Origin of the sequence: Nonomuraea sp. NPDC050733, assembly GCF_040654215.1 — a bacterium.
Classification (GTDB): Bacteria; Actinomycetota; Actinomycetes; order Streptosporangiales; family Streptosporangiaceae; genus Nonomuraea.
The window spans coordinates 227,885-249,965 of the sequence record NZ_JBFAHO010000007.1; the positions used below are offsets into that span (position 1 = coordinate 227,885).

The window sequence follows — 22,081 nt, forward strand, 5'->3', positions numbered from 1 at the left end:
ATGCGAGAGGAACACGTGCTTCCTGGGACACCGTTCGCCTCGCTGACGCGATGCCCGCCCGGCACTCGGCTCCTCTTCTGCCTCCCCTACGCCGGCGGAGACGTCTCCGCCTTCTGGGCGTGGAGGCAGGCGTTCGACGGAGTCTTCGACGTACGGGTGGCGATGCTCCCCGGCCGGGAAGGCCGGGTGGCTGAACCCGGGGCCCTCTCCCCGGAGCTGATCGCACGGTCCATCGCCGCCCACCACGGCACGCCGTACTCGATCTATGGGCACAGCATGGGCGGGCGGGTCGCCTTCGAGGTGGTCCGCGAGCTACGGCGGCTGGGCGTGCGCGCGCCCGAATGCCTCTACGTCGGCGCCGCGCACCCGCCGGAGCGTCAGGAGACGCTGGGGCGGTGGACGGGCCTGGGTGACGAGGACCTGATCGAAGAGCTGATCCACCGGCTGGGCGCGCCAGCGGAGTTACGGACGCAGCCCGAGGTCAAGGCTCTGCTCATCCCCGCCCTGCGCACGGACATGGAGTGGCTGCGCCGTTACCGCTTCGCCAGGCAGGAGCCGCTCGACGTCCCCATCGTCGCCTTCGCCGGCGCTCATGACCGAGAGGTCGTCCACCCCGCCATGCTCGGCTGGGCCCGGCACACCTCCTCGACCTTCCGCCTGCACACGCTCGACGCCGCGCACCTCTTCCTCGCCACGCACGGCGATCAGGTGGCGCGGACGATCGCAGCGGGCCCCCAGCAGAGCCCGGCCGCGGACGAGGTGCACGTGTGGCTGGCCGACCTCGAGGAACTGCCCGAGATGTGCGCGGCCGTCGACGAGCTGTCGCCCAAGGAGGCGGCACGAGCGGGCAGGTTCCGGCAGGAGGACCATCGGCGCTGGTTCGTCGGCAGGTCGGTGCTGATGCGGCGGCTGCTCAGGGAGTACGGGGTCGAGCCGGGCGTCGACGAGCTGCGTACCCGGCCCGGCGGCAAGCCGTACACCGGGACCGAGCTGACCTACAGCCTCAGCCAATCGGGCGGGCTCGTGCTGGTCGCGCTGGCGACGGGCCGGGAGGTGGGCGCCGACCTCGAGCGCCTGCGCCCGCTGGCCAACGAGCAGGCCTTCTTCGAGGGGGCGCTGGACGAGCGGGAGCGCGATGAGTTCGCCGCGCTGCCCGAGGAGCTGCGGTTGCACAGTGCGCTGCGCACGTGGACGGCGAAGGAAGCGGTGCTGAAGGCGACCGGTGACGGGCTGCGGGTGGATCCGGCGCTGTTCGGGTTCGCCGGGCAGCGACCAGGCGCGACCTGGGTGCCCGAGGCGGAGCCCGAGGTGGCGCGGCTGGCGGAGTGGCGGGTGACGCACCTGCCGCTGGGCCGGGCGATCGCCGCGATCGCCGTCCGCGCGCCGCGCTTCCTGCTGCGTTTCGAGACGGTACGGCAAGGCCGGCTGGTACGGCAGGGTGTGGAGGCCGCAGGATGACGCTCCTCAGCAGTCTGATCACGGCCCAGGCCGCGAAGACCCCGGATGCCCCGGCGGTCCGGCAATGGAACGACGTGCTGACCTACGCCCAGCTGGTCGAGCGAGCGTGGGCGCTGGCGGGCCGGCTCCGCGAGCTCGGCGTCGGGCCGGAGACGCGCGTGGGCCTGTGCGCCCGCCGCACCCCGCTGATGCCGGTGGCGGTGCTGGGCATCATGCTCGCCGGCGGCGCCTACGTACCGCTGGATCCGGGTCATCCGCGCAAGCGCCTGGAGGAGGTGCTGGAGGACGCCGGGATCGCGGTGGTCGTCGTGGACGGGCGCGGCCGCGAGCTCCTGGACGGCTGCGGCCGTACCCTCGTGCCGGCTTCGGCCGGCGCCGCGGCACCGCGGGAGAGCGACGCCGTACCGGACAATGCGGCCTACGTGATCTACACCTCGGGCTCCACCGGCCGTCCCAAGGGCGTGGTGGTCAGCCACCGCAGCGCGGTCGCCTTCGCCACCTCGACGGCCACGCACTTCGGCCTGGACGCGAGCTGCCGCTCGGTCGCCTTCTCCGCGCTCGGCTTCGACGTCTCGGTGCTGGACATGCTGGCCCCGCTGACCGCCGGCGGCTGCGTGCAGCTGGTACCGGACGAGGACCGGGTGGATCCGGCCCGGTTACAGCGCTTCCTGGAGGAGCACGACGTCACGTGGGGATTCATCCCGCCTGCGTTGCTGCCGCTGGTGGATCCTGCGCGCCTGCCGTGCCTGAAGGACGTGGTGACGGCGGGCGAGCCGCCCGGTCCCGAGCAGGTGGCGCGGTGGTCGGCGCACGCGCGCTTCCACAACTGGTACGGCCCGACCGAGTCGACCGTCTGCGTGGTGGGCGGCGAGTTCGAGGGCGTGTGGGAGCGGCCGCTGCCGATCGGGCGGCCGCTGAGCGGCTGTCGGGCGCACATCCTCGACGAGGAACTGAACGAGTGCCCGCCCGGTGTGCCGGGTGAGCTGTTCATCGGTGGGCCGCAGGTGAGCCGCGGCTACCTGGGCCGGCCCGGGCTGACGGCCGAGCGTTTCGTGCCCGACCCGTTCGCGGCGGAGCCGGGCGCGCGGTTGTACCGGACCGGCGACCACGTGATGTGGGAGGAGGACGGCCAGATCTCGTTCATGGGCCGCCTCGACCGCCAGGTGAAGGTCCAGGGACAGCGGGTGGAGATCGGCGAGGTGGAGTCGGCGCTGCGCGCGCATCCCGGGGTGCTGCAGGCGGTGGTGGACTTCGCGGGCGAACTGGTGGCCTACGTGACGCCGGAGGACGCACCCGGCCTGGCCGAGCTGCGGGAGGATCTGGCGGTACGGCTGCCGCCGTACATGCTGCCGAGCAGGCTGGTACGGCTGGCCATCCTCCCGCTGAACGCCTCGGGCAAGGTCGACCTCGCCACGCTCCGGGCGCGGTCCCAGCCGGAGCGGGGAAGCGGCACGGGACTGGCCGGGATCTGGGCGCGGGTGCTGGAGGCGCCCGCACCGGACGACGGAGACGACTTCTTCCAGCGCGGCGGGCACTCGCTGCGGGCGATGCGGCTGGTGGCCGCGGTGCACGCGGAGCTGGGCCGGGCGGTGTCGGTCGAGGACGTGTACGCGGCCAGGACCTTCGGCGAGCTGCGTGAGCTGGTGGAGCGCGCGCCCCGGGAGACCGCTGCGGCGCCGCCCACCGGCAGCCCTGCCGCGCTCTCCCCCGCCCAGCGCCGGATGTGGTTCGTCGAGCAGCTGGCGCCGGCGTCCACCGCGCACAACATCGCGATGGCCGAGCGGATCCGCGGCCCGCTCGACACCGCCGCGCTCCATCGCGCGCTCACGGCCGTGGTGGCGGTCCACGAGGCGTTGCGCTGGCGGGTGAGCGCGCGCGACGGGATCCCCGAGGTGACGGTCGCGCCGCCGGGTGAGGTGCCGCTGCCGATCGACGACCGCTCCCCCGAGGAACTGGCCGAGGCGTTGCAGGCGGAGGCGCGGGCGCGTTTCGACCTGGCCGCCGGGCCGCTGTTCCGGGCGCGGCTCATCCGGCTCGGCCCGGACGAGCACGTGCTCTGCCTGACCGCGCACCATCTGGTGTTCGACGGCTGGTCGCAGGAGGTGCTCTACCGGGACCTGGCCGTCGCCTACCGCGGCGAGCAGGTCGAGGTGCCAGGGCACGCGTTCGCCGACTACGTGCGCTGGCTGCGCGGGCACGGCGACGGCCAGGCACTGAGCTGGTGGCGAGAGCACCTGCGCGATGCCCCGCTGGTGCTGGATCTGCCGAGGGATGGGGCCAGGCCGCCCGCTCAGACCTTCCACGGCGCCTCCTGCCGGGGTGCGCTGGACGCGACACTCGCCAAGCGGGTGGCCGAGCTGGCTGCGAGACTGGGGACCACACCGTACGCGGTGCTGCTGGCGGCCTTCGGCAGGCAGCTTTCCAGGCTGTCGGGGCGGGACGACCTGGTGGTGGGGGCGGCGTACGCTGACCGGCCGCACGTGGCGTTCGAGTCGTTGGTGGGGATGTGCGTACAGGTCCTGCCGCTGCGGCTGCGCCCTCAGGGGGACTTCGCGGAGCAGGTGACGGCGTGCGCGGCCGAGCTGGGCGCCGCGATCAGGCACCCCGACGTGCCCCTCGGGCAGCTGCTGGAGTCGCTGCGGCTGCCGCGCGACCTGAGCCGCAACCCGATCACGCAGGTCATGTTCAACATGTACAACTTCGCGCAGGCCCGGCTGGAGCTGACCGGCTGCGCGAGCGAGCCGTTGCGGCCCGGGCTGCCGGGGGCGCTGTTCGACCTGACGATGTACGTGAGCGAGCAGCGCGACGGTTACGCGCTGGAGCTGGTCTACAACCCCGACCTCTATACGGCCGAGCGCATGGCGGCGCTGGTCGACGGCTACGTCGAGCTGCTCGACGAGCTGCTGACGGGGCGGGTGGGACACGACTCCCCCGACGTGGAGCTCCCGGACTGGGACGGGCCCGGGCTGCTGGAGCTGGTCGGCGACACGCATGCGGTGACGCGGCGGCGGACCGAGGCGGCGCTTCGGAGCGCGGGTGTCGAGCCGGGGGCCGTGGTGGCCGTCGTCGCCTCGCGGGTGCCCGAGCTGCCGGGGATCCTGCTCGGCCTGCTGGCGGCGGGGGCACGGTGGGTGGTGATCGACTCGGCTTATCCTCCTGCCGTACAGGAGAGGCAGATCGCCGCCGCGGGAGCCCGGGCGGTCCTCCGGGACCACGAGATCGAGCTGCGCGAGGGCAGCGTTGACCTGCCGGGGCCGGGCTATCTCTCGATGACCTCGGGCACCACAGGCGATCCCAAGCCGGTCGTCACCTCCGAGAGGCCGCTGGCTCATTTCATCTCCTGGTACGTCCGCACCTTCACCATCGAGCCGCACGATCGGTTCGCGCTCCTGTCCGGGCTCGCCCACGATCCGGCGCTGCGCGACATGTTCGTCCCGGCCGCGGCGGGCGCCGAGCTGTTCGTGCCCGGGCAGGAGCTGACCCGCGATCCCGCCAGGCTCGTCGCCTGGCTGCGCGAGCACGCGATCACCGTCCTCCACCTGACGCCACAGCTCGCGGCGATGCTGGCGGGCACCGGCGCCACGCTGCCCGACGTGCGGCTGGCCGGCGTGGGTGGCGACCTGTTCACCGGCGCCGAGGCGGGCAGGCTGCGCACGCTCGTGCCCCGTGCCCGGCTCGTCGCCTTCTACGGCACGACCGAGACGCCACAGGTGCACGCGTGGCACGAGCTCACGGAGCCGTACCCGGAGATCGTGCCGATCGGGCGGCCCGTCGAGGGCAGCGAGATCATCGTGGTGGCGCCGGACGGCGGGCGGGCCGGTGTGGGCGAGCTCGGCGAGGTGGTCGTCCGCAGCCGCCACCTGGCCACCGGTTACCTGGATCCGGCGCTGACCGGCCGGCGCTTCGCCGGCGACCGCTTCCGCACCGGGGACCTCGGCCGGCGCAACCCCGACGGCACGATCACCCCGGCCGGGCGCGCCGACGACCAGGCGAAGGTGCGCGGGTTCCGGGTCGAGCTGGGCGAGGTGGAGGCGGCGCTCGCCGCCTGCCGGGACGTGCGTGCCGCTGCGGCCAAGGTCGAGGGCGGCACGCTCACCGGCTACGTGGTGCCTGCCGGGCCTGGGCTGGCGGCGCATCGAATCCTGGAGGAACTGCGCCGCGTGCTGCCCGAGCACGCCGTACCCACCGAGGTGGTGGCGCTGCCCGCGCTGCCGCTGACGCCCAACGGCAAGGTGGACCGCGCCGCGCTGCGTGGGCGGCCGGTCGAGCAGCCGAAGACCGGCGACCGCCTCGACGGTCCCACGCAGAAGACGGTCGCCCAGGTGTGGCATGCCGTGCTGGGCGTGCCGCGGCTCGGCCCCGACGACAACTTCTTCGAGATCGGCGGCCACTCGCTGGCCATGGCCGCCGTGCAGGCGCGGCTGAAGGCGGCGACCGGCCGTGAGATCCCGATCGTGGAGCTGTTCAGGCATCCCACGATCCGGACGCTCGCCGCTCATCTCGATGGCGCGGGCGGCAGTCCGGGGCTGGACCGGGCGGCGCGCCGCCTGGCCGTACGACGAGACAGGTTGAGGAACCGCAACGAGAAGGGGACTACCCCATGACGGACGAACCCACGGCTGAGCCGATCGCGATCATCGGCTTGTCGTGCCGGGTCCCGGGAGCGGGTGACGCGCAGCAGTTCTGGCGCAACCTGGCCGACGGCGTCGAGTCGCTGACCACGTACACCCTGGAGGAGCAACGGGCTCTGGGCGCGGCGGAAGGGATGCTGGCCGACCCGAACTTCGTGCCGGCCGCCATGGTGTTGGAAGACCATCAGGACTTCGACGCGGCGTTCTTCGGCATGTCGATCAGGGAAGCAGAGGTCCGCGATCCGCAGCATCGGCTGTTCCTCGAGCTGTCGCACACGGCGTTGGAGGACGCGGGCTACGACCCGTTCCGCTATCCGGGCGAGATCGGGGTCTACGCCGGGACCGGGGCGGACGTCTACCAGTGGCGGAACATTCGCAGCAACGCCCAGGCCCACAGGAACGCCGGATGGCTGGCGGTCATGGTGGGCAACCACGTCGACTACTGCGCGACCCTCACCTCCTACAAGCTCGACCTGCGCGGCCCCAGCTACACCGTGCACACCGCGTGCTCGACCGCGCTGGTGGCGTTCCACATCGCGTGTGAGGCGCTGCGCAACGGCGAATGCGACATGGCGCTGGCCGGCTCGGCCATGCTGGACCTGCCGCAGGGGGAGGGGTACGTCTACGACCAGGACGGTATCGTCTCGCCCGACGGACACACTCGCTCCTTCGACGCCGACGCCGGCGGCACGATCTGGGGCAGCGGCGGCGGCGTCCTCGTGCTGAAGCGGCTGTCCGAGGCGATCGAGGACCGCGACAACATCCGCGCGGTGGTCCTGGGCAACGCGATCAACAACGACGGCGCGGGCAAGGTGGGCTTCTCCGCGCCGAGCCTGGACGGGCAGGCCGCGGTGGTCGCGCAGGCGCTGGGTGTGGGCGGCGTGGATCCTCGTACGGTCACCTACGTCGAGGCGCACGGCACCGGCACGGCACTCGGCGACCCGATCGAGGTGGCCGCGCTGTCCAGCGTGTTCGCGCAGCATACGACCGACACCCAGTGGTGCGGCATCGGCTCGGTCAAGAGCAACATCGGCCACCTCGGCCAGTCGGCCGGCGTCCCCAGCCTGATCAAGACAGTGCTGGCGCTGGAGAACAAGCTGATCCCGCCGACGCTGCACTACAAGAGCCCCAACCCCAAGATCGACTTCCCGGCGAGCCCGTTCTACGTCGTCTCCTCGCCGACGAAGTGGGAGCGCGACGCCTTCCCGCGCCGCGCGGGGGTCAGCTCGTTCGGCATCGGCGGCACGAACGCGCATGCCGTACTGGAGGAGGCGCCGCCGCGCCCGCCGCTCCCCCGCGAGCGGCCCGCGCACCTGCTGAAGCTGTCGGCCAGGACGGAGTCGGCGCTGGCCGCGGCGCGGGAACGGCTGGCCGCGCACCTGGCCGAGCACCCCGAGACGGACCTGGCCGACGTGGCCTTCACGCTGCGCGTGGGCCGCCGGGAGCTCAAGCACCGCGCCACCGTCGTCGCCACCTCGCCGGGCGACGCGGTGGCCGCGCTGTCCGACCCCAAGCGGATCGTCGCCGGCGCCAAGCCGAAGCGACCTCCGCAGGTGGCCTTCCTCTTCTCCGGTCAGGGCTCCCAGTACGGCGGCATGGCCGCGGAGCTGTACCGGAACGAGCCGGTCTTCCGCGAGGCGGTCGACGAGTGCGCGGCCGTCCTGGACGTGCGTGAGCAGATCTTCGCCACCGGCGAGGAGGCGGACGAGGCGCTGAGGCAGACCTCGCTCACCCAGCCCGCCCTGTTCACGGTCGAGTACGCGCTGGCCAGGCTCTGGCTCTCGCTGGGCGTCGAGCCCGCCGCGATGATCGGCCACAGCATCGGCGAGTACGCGGCGGCCACCATCGCCGGCGTCTTCACGCTGCCCGACGCGTTGCGGCTGGTCGCGGCGCGCGGGCGGCTGATCCAGGCCCTGCCGCCGGGCTCCATGCTGGCCGTGCAGCTCATGCCCGACGAGATCGCGCCGATGCTGCCCGACGACGTCTCCGTGGCCACGATCAACGGCCCCGGCACGTGCGTCGTGTCCGGCCCGTCGGAGTCGATCAGGGAACTGGCCGAGATGCTGGAGGAGGAGGGCATCGGCTGCACCCGGCTGCGCACCTCGCACGCCTTCCACTCGGCGATGATGGAGCCGATGCTCGGCGAGTTCCGCGAGCTGGTCGCGGCCGTCGAGCCGGCTGCGCCGAGCCTGCCGTTCCTGTCCAACGTGACCGGCACCTGGATCACCGCCGCCGAGGCCACCGACCCGTCCTACTGGGCCAGGCACGTGCGCGAACCGGTCCGTTTCGGCGACTGCGTCTCGACGCTCCTGGCCGACGGCGAATGGATCATGATCGAGTGCGGGCCGGGACGGCAACTGTCCGGCCTGGCGGACACGCAACTGCCCGCCGGTGCGATCGCCCCGCTGCCGTCGCTGCCCGGTCCGCGCGATCGGGCCGGTGACGTCGCGGTCTTCTCGCAGGCCGTGGGCAAGCTCTGGGTCCACGGCATCGAGCTGAACGACTTCGGCGCCCCCGGCTTCCGCGTCTCGCTGCCGGGGTACCCGTGGGAGCGGCAGCGCGCCTGGATCGACCCCGACCCGCAGGGCGCCTTCGTCGGCGGCGTCGCCCGCCCGCAGCGGGCCGACGGGCCCCTGCCGCCCGAGCAGTGGTACGGCGTGCCCGTCTGGCACCAGGCACCCGCCCGTCCGGCCCAGGGGACGGCGGGGCCGTCGCCGATCACGCGCTGCCTGACCTTCGTGGACGAGGACTCGGCCACGCTGGCCGACGCACTACGCGCTTCCGGGGCCGAGGTTCTGGAGGTACGGCCGGGCACGGCGTTCGGCGCTTCCGACGGATATTTCACGGTACGGCCGGCCGTACGGGAGGACTACGACGCGCTGCTCGAAGCGGTCGGCGAGATTCCCGAGCGGATCGTGCACGCCTGGGCCCTCACCGGCGACGAGCAGACGTGGGCGGCACAGGACCGCGGCTTCTTCGGCGTCCTGGGTCTCGTGCAGGCGCTGTCGGCGGCCCAGCCTCCGGGTGGTGTGCAGCTCGACCTGGTGACCGCGGGCACGATGGACGTCGTCGGCGGCGACCTGACCAGGCCGGAGCACGCGACGCTGGCCGCCTTCGCCCGGGTCGTCCCCCTGGAGACGCCGTGGCTGCGCGTCCGCCACATCGACGCACCGGATCGGGACGCCGTGCGTGGCGTCGCCGCCGAGCTGGGCCGCGCGGCGGAGCCCGGCGAGGCCGGGCTGCTGGCCCCGGTCGCCCTGCGCGGCGGGAAGCGGTGGCTGCTCGGATACGAGCAGGTGGAGGTGGCGAGCGAGCCGGGTGAGCCGCGCGACGGCCAGGTGTACGTGATCACCGGCGGTCTGGGCGGCATCGGCGTCTCGCTGGCCGAGGATCTGGCGGCGCGGGCCCGCGTCGGCCTCGTCCTGCTGTCCAGGAGCGGGCTGCCCGGAGGCCCGCCGCGGTCGGCCCGCGAGGCGCGCGCCGTCGAGGCGATCCGCCGGATGGAGGCCGCCGGGGCGCGGGTGCTGACCCTGGCCGCCGACGTGACGGACCCGGCGGACATGCGCCGGGTCAGGGACGAGACGCTCGCCGCCTTCGGCCGGGTGGACGTGCTCGTGCACGCGGCCGGCCTGCCCGGCGGCGGCATGGCCCAGATCAAGGAGAGGGAGGCGGCCGAAGCCGTGCTCCGCCCCAAGGTGCTCGGCACGCTGGCGCTGCAGGAGGCCTTCGGCGACCTGGAGCTGGAGGCCGTGGTGCTCTGCTCGTCGATCACCGCGGTGGCCGGCGGGTTCGGGCAGATCGACTACTGCGCGGCCAACAACTTCCTCGACGCGCACGCCCGCGCCGGACGAGGCTGGAACGCCGCCCAGGTCGTCAGCGTCAACTGGGGCAGGTGGCTGGAAGTCGGCATGGCGGTGGAGACCGCGGCGCCCGCCGGATTCGTCGCGTTGCAGCGCGGCGACCGGATCAAGGCGATCGACCACCCGGTCCTCGACGCGCGGCACGCCGCAGAGGGCGCCAGCGGCCTCGACTGGTGCAGCGGCACGCTCTCGCCGAGCACGCACTGGGTGCTGGACGAACACCGCATCGCCGACGTACCGGTGCTACCGGGCACCGGCCACGTCGAGCTGGCCAGGACGGCCGCCGAGGCGGTGCTCCCCGGCGGCGGGCTCATCGAGCTGCGGGACGTCGTGTTCGTCGAACCGCTGTCGGTGGCCGACGGGGCGACCGCCGAGGTACGGGTGATCTTAACCCCGGAGGCGGACGGCGCGGAGTTCCAGGTGCAGAGCATCATCGGCGGATCACACCGCACGCATGCCAGAGGCACGGCGGCCAAGGTGAGCCCGCCCCCCGCCGACCGCGTGGACCTGCGCGCGATCATGGACCGCTGCGTGTCCTCGGCGGACGAGCAGGGCGGCGTCCCGCTGTCGGGCCTGCTCACGCTGGGCGGGCACTGGCACCGGACCCTGACCGCCACGCACGTCGGTCAGCAGGAGGCGCTCGGCCTGTTCGAGGCCAACGACGTGCTGATGGTCGATCTCGACCGCTGGGGGCTGCACCCGGCCCTGCTCGACGCCGCCACCACCTTCAGCTGGGTCGCGGTCGAGGGCCACTACCTGCCGCTCGGCTACGGCCGCATCACCGTGTTCGGGAGCCTGCCCGAGGCGTTCTGGAGCCACCTGCGCATCACCAGCACCGACACCGACGAGGTGCTGGTCGTGGACGTCACGCTGATCGCGCCCGACGGGACGGTGCTGGTGCAGATCTCCGACTACGTCCTCCGGAGGATCGACACCGAGGCCGTGGTGTCCGGGGTCGTCACCAGTGCCGACTCCCAGCGCGCCGCCCCGGCCGCGGCGGCCGACGACGAGGTCGGCATCAGGCCGGCCGACGGGGCCCTCTCCCTGCGCCGGCTGCTCGCCGCCCCACTCGGCCCCCAGGTCGTGGTGGCGGCCAGCACGGTGGCCGAGCTCGTCGCCGGCGTCGGCTCGCTGACCCAGGAGACCGTCGAGACCGAGCTCGATCCGGCAGCGGTCGCCGACCGGCAGGACAAGGCGCCCGCCGAGGGTTACGTCGCCCCGCGCAACAACGCCGAGGCCACGATCGCCCGCCTGTGGGGCGAGGTGCTCGGCGGCGACCACATCGGCATCGACGACGACTTCTTCGAGCTGGGCGGCAACTCGCTCATCGCGGTCCAGCTCATCGCCCTCATCCGGAAGGAGCTGGGGGTGCGGCTGCCGATGCGCAGCCTCTTCGAGGAGCCGACCGTGGCCGGGGTCGCAGCCCTGATCGACGCCGCCGCGGCGTCCACTCCTGGGCCCACTCCCGGGCCCACCCCTGGACCCACCCCTGGGCCCGCCACCCAGACCATCCCCCGCCTCCCCCGGAGTTCCGCATGAGCACAGGCGCAGAGACCAAGGTCGTTCTCAACGACGAGGAGCAGTACTCCATCTGGCCCGCCGGCCGGGACAACCCCTCCGGCTGGTACGACGCCGGCTTCTCCGGCACCAAGGAGGAATGCCTGGAACACATCGAGCAGGTGTGGACCGACATGCGGCCGAAGAGCCTGCGAGAGGCGATGGACAGTGAGTGATGCCTTCCCCGCGTCCTCCGGTCAGGAGCGGATGTGGTTCCTTTCGCGCTTCGAGCCCGACCTGGCCGTCTACAACATCGGGATGTACATGCCGATGGCGGCCAGGCAGCCGGTGGACCCGCGCCGGCTGGAGCGGGCGATCGATCTGGTGGTGCGGCGCCATGAGGCGCTGCGCACCACTTTCGAGTTCCGGGACGGGCAGGTGGTGCAGATCGTCCACCCCGACGCGCCGCCCACGGTGCTGACGGAGACGGACCTGACCCACCTTCCGCGGGCCGACGCGGAGGCGGAGCTGGCCCGCCTGGCCAAGGCGGACGCGGTCCTGCCGTTCGACATGGAGCGGGCGCCGCTGTTCCGCGCCAGGCATGTCAAGCTGGCCGAGAACGATCTGCGGCAGGTCATCGTCTTCGATCACACGATCTTCGACGGCGTCTCCTCCATGATCTTCATGGACGAGGTGGGGGAGTGTTACGACGCGCTCGGCGAGGACCGGGCGCCGCAGCTGCCCGAACTGCCGATCCAGTTCGCCGACTTCGCCGTGTGGCAGCGCGGCAGGTTGTCCGGCGAGTTCCTGGAGACCGAGCTGGCGCACTGGCGCGAACGGCTGGCCGGGGTGCCCGCCGACCTCGCTCTCCCTGGCGATCGGCCGCGGCCGGCTCGCCGTAGCTATCAGGGCGAGATACGGCTCGGCGCCTACTCCCCCGAGCTGTCGGCGAGCGTGGAGCGGCTGGCCAAGGAGCTCAACACGACGTTGTTCACGGTGATGCTCACCGCGTACGCGGCCGTGCTGTCGCGCTGGTCCGGGATCGACGACATCGTGGTGGGCACGCCGATCGCGGGACGGTTGCTGCCCGAGACCGAGCCGGTCATCGGCATGTTCGTCAACGCGGTGGCGCTGCGCGTGGATCTGTCGGGCGCGCCCAGCTTCCGCGAGGCCGCCGCCCGCGTGCGGGCGACGGTGGCCGAGGCGCTGGACCATCAGGAGCTGCCGTTCGAGCGGCTCGTGGAGGACCTGCAGCCGGCCCGGGACCTGAGCGTGCCGCCCATCTATCAGGTGATGTTCAACCTGGCCATCCGCACCAACGAAGGGCAGATCGCCAACGGCACCGCGAAGGTGGACATCCAGCTCGACGTCAACATGCGCGACGGGCAGCTGCACACCCGGCTGGAGTACGCCACCGACCTGTTCGATCCGGAGACGATCGAACGCTTCGAGACGAACCTGCGGACGCTGGTCGAGTCGGCCGTCGCCGACCCCGACCGGACGGTTTCCGCGCTCCCGATGCTCGCGGAGGAAGAGCGTGAGCGGGTCCTGGCCCTCGGGGTCGGTGCGCCTCAGGCCGCGCCCGGCACCCTGCACACGTTGATCGAGGCCCAGGCCACCGCGACTCCCGACGCTCCCGCGGTGCTCTTCGGCGATGTCACGCTCACCTACGCCGAGCTCAACGGCCGTGCCAACCGGCTCGCCCGGTGGTTGCGGCACATCGGCGTCGAACGTGGCCAGCCTGTCGCGGTCTCCGCGGAACGCTCGCCCGAGCTGGTCGTCGCGCTTCTCGCCGTCCTCAAGGCGGGCGGGGCGTACGTGCCGCTGGATCCCGAATACCCGCGGGACCGGCTGGAGTTCATGCTCTCCGACTGCGGCGCACGGGTGCTGCTCACCCAGCGCCACCTCCTACCCGGCGGGTCGATCAAGGTGGTGCTGCTGGAGGACGACCACGACCTCGACTCCGGCGATCTCGAGCCGGTGACCGGACCGGACGACGCCGCGTATCTGATCTACACCTCGGGCTCGACCGGCCGGCCGAAGTCCGTCGTCAACACCCACCGCGGCATCGTCAACCGCCTCGCCTGGATGCAGGAGACGTTCGGCCTGACGGCCGGCGACGTGGTGATGCAGAAGACCCCGACCAGCTTCGACGTGTCGGTGTGGGAGTTCTTCTGGCCGCTGCTGCAGGGCGCCTGCCTCGTCCCGGTACGGCCGGGCGGCCACCGCGACCCCAGCCACCAGCGCGACCTGATCAAGCGGCACGGGGTCACCACGATGCACTTCGTGCCGTCGATGCTCGCCCTCTTCCTGGAGGAGGCGAACATCGAGTCGTGCACGTCCCTGCGGCGCGTGGTGTGCAGCGGCGAGGAGCTGTCCCCCAGGATGGTGGCCCGCTTCTTCGACCGCCTGCCCGGCGTGGAGCTGCACAATCTCTACGGCCCCACCGAGGCGGCCGTCGACGTCTCCTGGCACGCCTGCCGGCCGGGCGAGACGGTGATCCCCATCGGCCGCCCGATGCCCGGCTGCCGCCTGCACGTCCTCGACGAGCACCTGGAGCCGATGCCCGTCGGCGTGCCCGGTCACCTGCACATCGGCGGCGTCCAGGTGGCCCGCGGCTACGCGGGACGGCCGGGGCTGACGGCCGAACGCTTCGTCCCCGACCCGTACGGCCCGCCGGGCGCGCGCCTGTACGCCACCGGCGACCTGGCCAGACTGCGCGCCGACGGGGAGCTGGAGTTCCTCGGCCGCATCGACGACCAGGTGAAGGTGCACGGCTGGCGAGTCGAGCTGGGCGAGATCGAGGCGGCGCTGGCCGAGCACCCCCAGGTGCGCAGGGCCGTCGTGGCCCTGCGCGACGACGCGCCGGGCGGCCGCGGGCTGGTGGCGTACGTGAACTGGACGGGCGAGGCGAGCCAGTTGTCGCACGAGATGCGGACCGGGCTGGCGCGCAAGTTGCCGCCGACGCTGGTGCCGCAGGCGTTCGTGCAGGTCACCGAGTTCCCCTTGGGTCCGAGCGGGAAGCTCGACCGCGCCGCGCTGCCGCCGCCCACCGGGCCCGGCCGCAGCGATCTGGGCACCACCTATGTCGCGCCGGAGACGCCGCTGGAGGAGGAGCTGTGCGCGCTCTGGGGCGAGCTGCTCGGCCGTGACCGGGTGGGCATCGAGGACGACTTCTTCGCGCTCGGCGGGCACTCGCTGCTGGCCGTCCTGCTGATCACCAGGTACCGGGAGGCGTACGGGATCGAGATGAACCTGCAGGTCTGCTTCGAGCTCACCACGGTGGCCGAGCATGCGCTGGCCGTACTGGAGCTCCAGCTCGGCGACGTCGAACTGGACGATCTCCTGGCGGAGGGCGCGGACGGATGAGTGAGGTGAGAGGGCGGCTGGCCCGGCTCAGCCCGGAACAGCGTGCGGCGCTGGAGCGCAAGCTCCTGCGGCAACCGAAGGCGCGACCCACCGGCATTCCCGCGCGCAGCGATCCGGACGCGCCGGCGCCGCTCTCCTACGGACAGGAGCGGCTCTGGTTCCTGCAGCGGCTCGACCCCGCCGATGCCTCCTACAACATGTACATGGTGCAGCGGCTGCGGGGTGAGCTGTCCACCCAGGACCTCGCCAGGGCGCTGAGCACCGTGGCGGCGCGGCACCCGATGTTGCGGGCCCGCTTCCCCGCCGTGGAGGGCAGTCCGGTCCAGGTCGTCGAGCCGGAGCTGAAGCTCGATCCGGTGCTGGTGGACCTCACGGACCTGCCCGCGTCCGAACGCGAGGCACGCGCCACGGCGATCGTGGCCGGGCTGACCAATGCGCCGTTCGACCTGGCCACGGGCCCGCTGGTGCGGGTGCACCTGATCACGCTGTCGGCAACCGATCATGTGCTCTGCCTGGTCCTGCATCACCTGGTGGCCGACGGCTGGTCACTTAAGATCATCTTTTCCGAGCTGGCCGCCTGCTACACCGGGAACGCGGCCGGGCTGGGCACACCCTCGGTCGACTACCGCGACTATGCGGCCTGGCAGCGTGGCCGCGAGCCGTCGCAGGAGTCCCTGGACTACTGGCGGGCCCAGCTCGACGGCGTGGAGCCGCTCGACCTGCCTACGGATCGGCCGCGGCCGGCCGTACGCCGACCCAGTGGCGACTACTGCGCGCGCCGCATCGGCCCCGAGCTGACGGCCCGCCTGGAGCAGCTGGCCAGGGACGAGCGCGGCACGCTCTTCATGGTCCTGCTGGCCGCCTACCAGCTCCTGCTGGCGGCGCACTGCGGCACGGACGACGTCACGGTCGGCTCGGTCATCGCCGGTCGTGATCGCCCGGAACTCCAGGACGTCGTCGGCTTCTTCCCCGAGACGCTCGTGCTGCGCGGTGATCTGTCCGGCGACCCGTCCTTCCGCACGCTGCTCGCGCGGACCAGGGCAACGGTCCTGGACGCCTTCGCGCACCAGGACATCCCCTTCGAACGCCTGCTCAACGACCTCGGCATCCGCCGCGACCTGAGCACGACGCCGCTGTTCCAGGCGATGTTCGTGATCCAGGACAAGGAGGCCTCCGCCCTTCCGCTGCCGGACATCGAAGTGGAGATGTTCGACCCGGGGGCGACACAGGCGAAGTTCGACCTGATGCTGGACATCACCCAGTTCGACGGCTCCCTCTGGGCGATGCTGTCCTTCGCCAGCGACCTGTTCGAGGAGGAGACCGCGACGCGGTTGCTGCGGCGGTGGGAGCGGGTGCTGGAGACGGTCGCGGGCGACCCGGGCGCGTCGCTGTCCGCGCTGCGCGCGGCGATGATCCTGCCCGAGGACAGGCTGCCGGTCCTCGACACCCCGCAGCCGGCCGCGCGCGACGTGCTCGACCTCTTCGAGGAGCGCGTACGGCTGGCGCCCGGCGCGCCGGCGGTGAGTCACGGCACCCGCCGGGTCACCTACGCCGAGCTGGACGCCATGGCCGCCGCGCTGGCGGGGCGCCTGTCCAAGGCCGGAGTCGGCCCGGACACGGTCGTGGGCCTGCGCGCCAAGCGCTCGGTGGAGCTGATCGCCGGGATGCTCGCCGTCGGCAAGGCAGGCGGCGCCTACCTGCCGCTCGACCCGGCTTACCCGCCGGAGCGGCTGCGGTGGATGGCGGCGGACGCGGGCGCGGCCCTGGTGCTGGACGAGGATGATCTACACGAGTCGGAAAGATCAACCCATGCCACAGTGCCGGGCTCGCTGGCCTATGTGATCTACACCTCGGGTTCGACCGGGCGCCCCAAGGGCGTGGAGGTGCCGCGCGAAGCGCTCGCTTCGCGGGTGAGCTGGATGCGGGAGCACTACGAGCTCGGGCCGGGCGACCGCGTCCTGCAGTTCGCCTCGCCGAGCTTCGACACGCACGCCGAGGAGATCTACCCGGCGCTGGCCGCCGGCGCCGAGCTCGTCCTGTGCCCGGACGACCCGCTGCCCGACTTCCTGAAGACTCCGGAGGGTTCCGCGCTCACCGTGCTGGACCTGCCCACGTCGTACTGGCAGGAACTGCTGGCCATGGACGTCGCCTGGCCGCCCGGTCTCCGGCTGCTCATCCTGGGCGCCGACCCGCTGCCGGGCCCCGCCCTGGCCACCTGGTACGAGTCCGGGCCCCCGGGCGTTCGCCTGATCAACAGCTATGGCCCGACCGAGACCACGATCATCGCCGCCACCGCCGACATGGACCCCGCCGAAGCGCTGCGCCGCCCGACCGTGGGCGTCGCCCTGCCCGGCACCACGCTCCAGGTGCTGGCCCCCGACGGGCTCCCGGTTCCGCCCGGTGTCGCGGGCGAGCTCCACATCGGCGGCAACGGCCTGGCGCGCGGCTACCGGGGCGCCCCCGCCCTCACGGGCGAGCGCTTCGTCCCCGGCCCCGACGGCTCACGCCTCTACCGCAGCGGCGATCGGGCCCGCTTCCGCCTGGACGGCAGGCTGGAGATCCTCGGCCGCCTGGACCGGCAGGTGAAGGTGCGCGGTTACCGCGTGGAGCCGGGCGAGGTGGAATCCGTGCTGCTCGCCCACCCGTCAGTACGGCAGGCCACCGTGGTGGTCCGCGACGACCGCCTGATCGCCTACGCCGTCCACGACGCCGGAGACGCGTTACGCGACCATCTCGCCGCCGAGCTCCCCCCGCACATGGTGCCCAGCGTGATCGTCTCGCTCGATCGCATCCCGCTGACGCCCGGCGGCAAGGTCGACCAGAATGCCCTTCCCGCACCGGGCCAGCCGCTGAGCGCGACGTACGAGCCGCCGGCCAGCGCGGCCGAGGAGCTCGTCTGCATGGTCTGGTCCGAGGTGCTGGGGCTGGAGCGAGTGGGCGTGCTGGACGACTTCTTCCAGCTCGGAGGCCACTCGCTGCTGGCCACCAGGACCACGGCCCGCATCGCCGCGGCCGCCGAGCTGGAGGTGCCGCTCAAGCTGGCCTTCGCCCACCCGACGCCACGCCTGCTGGCCGCGGCGCTGGAGCGCCTGGCCGAGGAGGCCGACGAGCGTGGATGAGCGGCGTGCGCGCGTGGAGTCCCGCTTCCGCAAGGCGGTGGCGGGCCTGGGCACTGACACTGGCGCTGCGGAGGAGATCCCGCGACGTGCCGAGGGCAGCGATCCGCCGCTGTCGTTCGCCCAGGAGCGGCTGTGGTTCATGGAGCAGTTCGCCCCCGGGACGAGCGCCTACGTGCTGCCCGTGTCGGCCAGGCTCCGCGGCCCGCTCGACACCGAGCGGCTGCGGCAGGCGCTCGACGCCGTGGTCGCCCGGCACGAGAGCCTGCGCATGACCTTCCCCGCCGGCCCCGATGGACGGCCGGAGGTGCGGGTGGCGGACCGGGTACGTGTCCCGCTGCGCGTCGTGGACGTGACGACGGAGGCGGCGGCCAGACAGGTGCTCAGCACCGACGCCGCGCTCCCCTTCGAGCTGGCGACCGGTCCGCTGCTGCGCGCCACCCTGGTACGGATGGCGCCCGACGACCACGCGCTGCTCGTCGCCGTCCATCACATCGTCGCCGACGGCTGGTCGGCCGACCTCATCCTCCGCGAGCTCCTGGCGCCGCCGGAGAGCGGACCACGGCTGGGTTTCGGCGACTACGCGTTGTGGCAGCGAGAGCGGCTGAGCGGCGCGCGTCTGGCCGGTGACCTGGCGTTCTGGCGCGGTGAGCTGGACGGGTTGCAGGTGCTTGAGCTGCCCCTGGATCGGCCACGCCCGCCTCGGCAGGGCTTCCGGGGCGGCTGGCACGACGTCGAGCTGGACGTGGCGGCGTTCCGCGAGTTGTGCCGGGCCGAGGGGGCGACGCTCTACATGGGGCTGCTCGCCGCCTTCCAGGTGCTGCTGGCCCGCTGGTCCGGCGTGACCGACTTCGCGGTGGGATCGCCGGTGGCCGGGCGGACCAGGCCGGAGTTCGAGGAGATGGTGGGGCTGTTCGTCAACCTGCTCCCGATGCGGGCGCGGCTGGCGGGCGATCCCGGGTTCGCCGAGTTGCTTCGCCGTACGCGGGATGGGGCGCTCGAGGTCTACGACCACCAGGAGCTGCCCTTCGAGAAGCTGGTCGCCGAGCTGGACCCCGAACGCGATGTCAGCCGCCCGCCGCTGGTTCAGGTGCTGTTCGCGCTGCAGAGCTATCGCGACGGCGGCGAGGGCTTCGAGCCGGACAGCACGACCACCCGGTTCGACCTGGAGCTCTACGCCGCCGAGCGGGGTGAGCTGGTGGAGGGGCGCTTCGTCTACAACGACGAGTTGTTCCGGCCGGAGACGATCGAGCGGCTGGCGCGGCGGTTCGCCGCACTCCTGCGTGCGGTGGTGGCGGCGCCCGACGTGCCGGTGGGGCGCCTGGACATCCTGCCGGCCGAAGAGCGAGAGCAGATCTCGCGGTGGAACGCCACCGCCCGGGAGCATCCGGGCGGGACCCTGCACGAACTCGTCTTCGAGCAGGCGGAGCGGACGCCGGACGCGACGGCGCTGGTCTTCGAGGGCGAGCGGCTGACCTACCGCGAGCTGGCCGAGCGGGCCCGCGAGGTGGCGGCCGGGCTGGACGTGCGGGTGGACCAGCCGGTCGGCGTCTGCATGGAGCGCGGGCTGGACCTCCCGGTCGTGCTCCTCGGGGTGCTGGCGGCCGGTGGCGCCTACCTGCCGCTCGATCCTGACCACCCGGCGGAGCGGACGCGCGGCATGCTGGCCGACGCGGGTGCCGACCTGGTGCTCACGGCAGCGAACGGGCAGGCGGCCCCGGCACCCCTCGTGCGGGTGCACGAGGACAACCTGGCCTACGTCATCTTCACCTCCGGCTCCACCGGGCGGCCCAAAGGCGTCGGCGTCTCCCACCGGGCGATCGTCAACCGGCTGCGCTGGATGCAGGACACCTTCAAGCTCACCCCGCAAGACCGCGTCCTGCACAAAACCCCCACCACCTTCGACGTCTCGGTCTGGGAACTCTTCTGGCCGCTCATCACCGGCGCCACCATGATCATCGCCAGGCCCGGCGGCCACCGCGACACCGCCTACCTCCGCGACCTCGTCAAGACCGAGCGAGTCACCACCGCACACTTCGTCCCCTCCATGCTCCAAGCCTTCCTGGAGGAAGAGGACATCCAGCCCCCACCCCGGATCATCTGCTCCGGCGAGGCCCTCCCACCCGGCATCGACCTACCCGGACTGCACAACCTCTACGGCCCCACCGAAGCCGCCGTCGACGTCTCCTGGCACCCCTGCCGGCCGGGTGAACCGATCGTGCCCATCGGCAGGCCGGTGGACAACACCACCCTGCACGTCCTGGACGAGCACCTCGGCCCGGTCCCCATCGGCACGCCCGGCGAGCTCTACATCGGCGGCGTCCAGCTCGCCCGCGGCTACCTCAACCGGCCCGGCCTGACCGCTGAGCGATTCCTGCCCGCGCCAGGAGGCGGGCGGCTCTACCGGACCGGCGACCTGGCCCGCTGGCTGCCCAGCGGCGAGCTCGAATACCTCGGCCGCACCGACCACCAAGTCAAGATCCGCGGCATGCGCGTGGAGCTCGGCGAGATCGAAGCCGTCCTGCGCGAACAGCCGGGCGTCACAGGAGCGGCGGCCAAGCTGGTGGACGGCCGCCTGGTCGGATACGTCGTCGGCGACACCCCCACATTGACCGATCTGCTGCCAGACTTCATGATCCCGACAGCGTGGGTGCGGCTGGACCGCCTGCCCGTCACTCCCAACGGCAAGCTCGACCGCGCCGCCCTTCCCGCCCCCGACCGCCGGGCCGACCTGCCGTGGGAGCCGCCACGCGGCGAAGCGGAACGCGCCGTCGCGCAGGTCTGGCAGGAGGTTCTCGGCCTCGACCGGGTCGGCAGGAACGATGCCTTCTTCGCCGTGGGCGGCGACTCGATCAGCAGCCTCAAGGTCGTGGCCCGGCTGCGCGCCATGGGCTACGGCGTGGAACTGCAGCACCTGTTCACCCATCAGGCGGTCGCCGAACTGGCCACCGCCCTGCGGCCGCGGCAGGCCGTACCGGAACCCACGGCGGGAGCCTTCGACCTGCTCAGCCCGGCGGACAGAGAGAGACTCACGCGATGATCATCGACGCCTACCCGCTCAGCGCCCTCCAGGCCGGGATGCTGTACCACAGCGAGCTGGACGGCGTGACCTTCCATGACCACACCACGCTCACGCTGCGCGGCACGTTCGACGAGGCTGCGCTGGTCAGGGCGTTGGACGAGCTGTCGGCGCGGCACGAGGTCCTGCGGACCTCCTTCGACCTGACCGGGTTCAGCGAGCCCGTCCAGCTTGTGCACGACCGCGCGGAGATCCCGCTGACCGTTTCCGACGGCGAGCCGGAGTACGGGCCGTTCGACTGGACGCGGGCTCCCCTGCTTCGCGTCCACGTGCGGCCCGAGGCCGACCGGTTCGCGCTGACCGTCTACTTCCATCACGCGATCCTGGACGGGTGGAGCGTCGCGACGCTGGTCAGCGAGCTGCTGGCGCGCTATGCGACGCCGGGGCTGCCGGTGGAACCGCCGGGGGCGCGCTTCCGCGACCTGGTGGCGGCCGAGAAGGCCGTGCTCGCCCGTCCGGAGGCGGCGGAGTTCTGGCGGGAGGCGATCGCCGAGGCGCCGGAGGGCCGGTTGCCCCGGATGCCCGGCTACCCCACCGGCGGACCGCGCAAGGTCGAGGTCCTCGCCACGGCACTCCCCGACGACCTGGCGAAAGCGCTGGCCGAGGAGGCGGCCGCCGCCCGGGTGCCCCTGCGCTCTGTGCTGCTCGCGGCGCACGTGCGCGTCATGGCGCTGCTGACCGGCGACCCGGACGTCCTCACGGGGATGCTCACGCACAGCCGCCCGGAGAGCGAGGCGGGTGACGAGGTGCTCGGCCTGTTCCTCAACACCCTCCCGCTGCGTGTGCGCGCCGACGCTCCCGAACTGGTCCAGCGGGTCTTCCAGGCGGAGGTGGCGGCGCTGCCGTACCGGCACTTCCCGCTCTTCGAGATCCAGCGCGCCAGCGGTCGCGCGCGCCTGCTGGACACGCACGTGGACTTCCGCGACTTCCACGTACGGGGCGGCGCCGCCACACCCATCGAGGGCCAGGACTTCTTCGAGCAGACCGACTTCGCCTTCAGCGCGGCCTTCGTCCGGACGCCCGGCCAGGGGCTGACGCTGACCATCTCCTACGACACCACGCAGTTCCCCG

The 22,081-nt window shown here is 72.6% G+C and carries 8 protein-coding genes (1 of these 8 only partly in view); all 8 read left to right on the forward strand.

Annotated features, from left to right (window positions below):
* Tightly spaced (each overlapping or abutting the next), the 8 genes in view from AB0H64_RS16135 to AB0H64_RS16170 form a layout consistent with a single transcriptional unit that may run on beyond the window.
* Positions 1-1,458, forward strand: coding sequence for a thioesterase domain-containing protein (locus AB0H64_RS16135; protein ID WP_357624558.1), 1,458 nt, complete (start codon positions 1-3; stop codon positions 1,456-1,458).
* The gene (locus AB0H64_RS16140; RefSeq protein ID WP_357624500.1) at positions 1,455-6,062 is read left to right on the forward strand and encodes an amino acid adenylation domain-containing protein; all 4,608 of its coding nucleotides are present in this window, start codon (positions 1,455-1,457) and stop codon (positions 6,060-6,062) included. The genes AB0H64_RS16135 and AB0H64_RS16140 overlap by 4 nt, the downstream gene beginning before the upstream one ends.
* Entirely contained in the window at positions 6,059-11,488 is a 5,430-nt protein-coding gene (locus tag AB0H64_RS16145) for an SDR family NAD(P)-dependent oxidoreductase (protein WP_357624502.1), read from the forward strand. The genes AB0H64_RS16140 and AB0H64_RS16145 overlap by 4 nt, the downstream gene beginning before the upstream one ends.
* Complete coding sequence (locus tag AB0H64_RS16150; RefSeq protein ID WP_357624505.1) at positions 11,485-11,682, forward strand: MbtH family NRPS accessory protein; 198 nt, start codon at positions 11,485-11,487, stop codon at positions 11,680-11,682. Before AB0H64_RS16145 ends, AB0H64_RS16150 begins: the two co-directional genes overlap by 4 nt.
* Entirely contained in the window at positions 11,675-14,815 is a 3,141-nt protein-coding gene (locus AB0H64_RS16155) for an amino acid adenylation domain-containing protein (RefSeq protein WP_357624507.1), read from the forward strand. The genes AB0H64_RS16150 and AB0H64_RS16155 overlap by 8 nt, the downstream gene beginning before the upstream one ends.
* Entirely contained in the window at positions 14,812-17,934 is a 3,123-nt protein-coding gene (locus tag AB0H64_RS16160) for an amino acid adenylation domain-containing protein (protein ID WP_357624510.1), read from the forward strand. The genes AB0H64_RS16155 and AB0H64_RS16160 overlap by 4 nt, the downstream gene beginning before the upstream one ends.
* The gene (locus AB0H64_RS16165; protein WP_357624512.1) at positions 17,927-20,971 is read left to right on the forward strand and encodes an amino acid adenylation domain-containing protein; all 3,045 of its coding nucleotides are present in this window, start codon (positions 17,927-17,929) and stop codon (positions 20,969-20,971) included. Before AB0H64_RS16160 ends, AB0H64_RS16165 begins: the two co-directional genes overlap by 8 nt.
* Positions 20,968-22,081 carry the beginning of an amino acid adenylation domain-containing protein gene (locus AB0H64_RS16170; RefSeq protein WP_357624515.1) on the forward strand. The gene runs 2,510 nt beyond the window's last position, so only the first 1,114 of its 3,624 coding nucleotides appear in the window; it begins with the start codon at positions 20,968-20,970; its stop codon lies beyond the right edge, outside the window. Before AB0H64_RS16165 ends, AB0H64_RS16170 begins: the two co-directional genes overlap by 4 nt.